Source organism: Oscillibacter sp. CU971, from assembly GCF_905219725.1.
GTDB lineage: Bacteria > Bacillota > Clostridia > Oscillospirales > Oscillospiraceae > Oscillibacter.
On record NZ_CAJMXG010000081.1, the window covers coordinates 9673 to 12479 of the forward strand.

The following is a 2807-nucleotide window of genomic DNA, read 5'->3' on the forward strand; positions in this document are numbered from 1 at the left end:
GGCTGGTTTACTCAAGACGGCAAGCCGATCTCCGATGTCACCTTCACAGAAAAGACCTCCGTGGTCNCCAAATGGACCAAGAAGGGAAGCGGCTCCGAGGAAAACAAGGACGGCCCCTTCACCGTGAAATTCGATCTGAACTGCAAAGACCCCAAGGAGGACGAAATCCCCAAGGAGAAAACCGTGGTCAAGGGCGACATCGTGGGACTGCCCGACGGGAGCAAGCTGACGCCCCCGGCCAGCAATTACGAGTTCTACGCCTGGTGCATTGAGGGGAAGGACGGCAAGCTGTACCCCTGGAAGGAGTCCAACCCCGTCACGGAGGACATGACCCTCTACGCCGGGTGGGTGAAAAAGGGCACCGTGGTCANGGACGGGCAGGNCATCGAGTCCAAGCCCGCCGGGACNCAGAAGCCCGCCGAACCCGAAAAACCCGCCGAGCCCCAGAAGCCCGCCGGGACTCCCGCGTCCAAGTTCGCCGATGTGGCGGCCTCCTCTCCCTTCGCCCCGGCGATTTCCTGGGCGGTGGAGAAGGGGATTACCAACGGCAAAACCGCCACAACCTTCGGCCCCGGCGATCCCTGCACCCGGGCCCAGATCGTCACCTTCCTCTGGCGGGCCGCCGGGTCCCCGGAGCCCAAGCTGACGGAGACGCAGTACATGGACGTGACCGATCCCGGCGCGTACTACTACAAAGCCGTTCAGTGGGCGGCTGAGCNGGATATGGAGTACTCCGGCACTTTCGACCCCCACAAGACCTGCGACCGGGCGTCCGCGGCCTACTTCATCTGGAAGGCCTTCGGCAGCCCCAAGGCTGCCGCCAAGTCCAGCTTCACCGATATGCCGGAGGAACCCAAGACCGGCGGNCAGTGGTACTGGCCNGATCTTCTGGACGCCGTGGACTGGGCCGTGGGCCAGGGCGTCACCAACGGCACCGGGGACGGCACCACCTTCTCCCCCGATAACCCCTGCACCCGTGGCCAGATCGCGACCTTCCTGTACAGGGCCTACGAGAAATAAGTCCCGCATGGGAACCCGGCCTGCCCATTTTTGAGAAGCGTCCTCAGACTGCGGCATAAAAACGGAACAGAAAAGCGACCGGGCTGGGCCGCCAAAGGCCCGGACTGGCCGTTTTTTCTGTCCTTGGGCGCCGGGCGACAAAACAGGGCGGAAAAAAGGCTCCCCCTCTCGGGGGAGCCTGTCTCGACAGCGTCAAGCGCGTGTTTAAAAGTCTGCGCTTCCAACCGTGCGGGGATGCGGCAGCACGTCCCGGATATTGCTCACGCCGGTGAGATACATCACCAGCCGCTCGAACCCCAGGCCGAAGCCCGCGTGGCGGCAGGAGCCGTAGCGCCGCAAATCGCAGTACCACCAGTAGCTCTCCGGGTCCATGTCCAGCTCCTTGATGCGGCGCTCCAGGACCTCCAGCCGCTCCTCGCGCTGGCTTCCGCCGATGATCTCCCCGATGCCGGGGACCAGGCAGTCCGCCGCGGCCACGGTCTTCCCGTCGTCGTTGAGGCGCATGTAGNACGCCTTGATCTCCTTGGGATAGTCCGTCACAAACACCGGGCGCTTGAAGACCTGCTCCGTNAGATACCGCTCGTGCTCCGTCTGGAGGTCGCAGCCCCNGTAGNCCTTGTAGTNGAACTGGTCGTTGTTCTTCTCCAGAATCTCCACGGCCTCCGTGTAGCTCACCCGGCCGAAGTCGGAGGAGGCCACGTGCTCCAGCCGCTGCTTGAGCCCCTTGTCCACGAAGCTGTTGAAGAAGCTGATTTCGTCGGGGCAGCGCTCCATGACCTTTTGGATGGCGTACTTGATCATGGCCTCCGCCACGTCCATGTCCCCCGCCAGATCGCAGAAGGCCATCTCCGGCTCGATCATCCAGAACTCGGCGGCGTGGCGCTGGGTGTTGGAGTTCTCCGCCCGGAAGGTGGGGCCGAAGGTGTACACGTCCCCGAAGGCCATGGCGAAGTTCTCGGCGTTGAGCTGGCCGGAGACGGTCAGGTTCGCGGGCTTGCCGAAGAAGTCCTGGGTAAAGTCGATTTTTCCGTCCTCGGTCCGGGGCGGGTTCTCCGGGTCCAGGGTGGTGACCCGGAACATCTCCCCGGCGCCCTCGCAGTCGCTGGCGGTGATGATGGGGGTGTGGACGTAGACAAAGCCCCGGCTCTGGAAGAACTCGTGAATGGCGAAGGCGGCGGCGCTGCGCACCCGGAAGGCGGCGGAGAACAGGTTCGTCCGGGGCCGCAGATGCTGGATGGTCCGCAGGTACTCCACGGTGTGCCGCTTCTTCTGAAGGGGATAGTCGGGGGTGGAGGGGCCCTCCACCTCAATTTTTGCGGCTTTCAGCTCCAGGGGCTGCTTAGCCTCGGGGGTGAGGACCACGGTGCCGGTGACGATGAGGGCCGCGCCCACGTTCTGGGCGGCGATGTCCTTATAGTTTTCCAGGGTCCCGGCTTCCATGACCACCTGGAGGTTTTTCAGGCAGGAGCCGTCGTTCAGTTCCACGAAGCCGAAGTTTTTCATGTCCCGGATAGTGCGGGCCCAGCCGCCCACCGTGATGGACTGCCCGTCCAGGGATTCTTNGCCGGCGAAAACCGCCGCGATNTTTTTGAGGGTCATTGTGATCACCTGATTTCTGTTATTTCATATGGATGGTATATTATATCATAAATTTTTGCTTTTGCAAGAGGGGGGGATTGTACTCGCCCTTGCGGGCGGGGCGGATTGGCAACCAGCGATGGCTGGTTCATTGCACCCCCCATGTCGTCGGAAGAAACTCCGCCCACTCCGTCCCCGCCTAACGGCGA

General features: G+C 62.9%; 2 protein-coding genes. One reads left to right on the plus strand and one right to left on the minus strand.

What is annotated here, in order from left to right; translation table 11 throughout:
* On the plus strand, nt 1-1020 hold a 1020-nt coding region (locus JX325_RS07520; protein WP_204790535.1), incomplete at its 5' end, for an S-layer homology domain-containing protein.
* Nucleotides 1021-1224: 204 nt separating this feature from the next.
* Here the strand turns inward: JX325_RS07520 and asnS are convergent.
* Complete coding sequence (gene asnS / locus JX325_RS07525) at nt 1225-2619, minus strand: asparagine--tRNA ligase (RefSeq protein WP_204790536.1); 1395 nt, start codon at nt 2617-2619, stop codon at nt 1225-1227.
* Between the last annotated feature and the right edge of the window lie 188 nt (nt 2620-2807).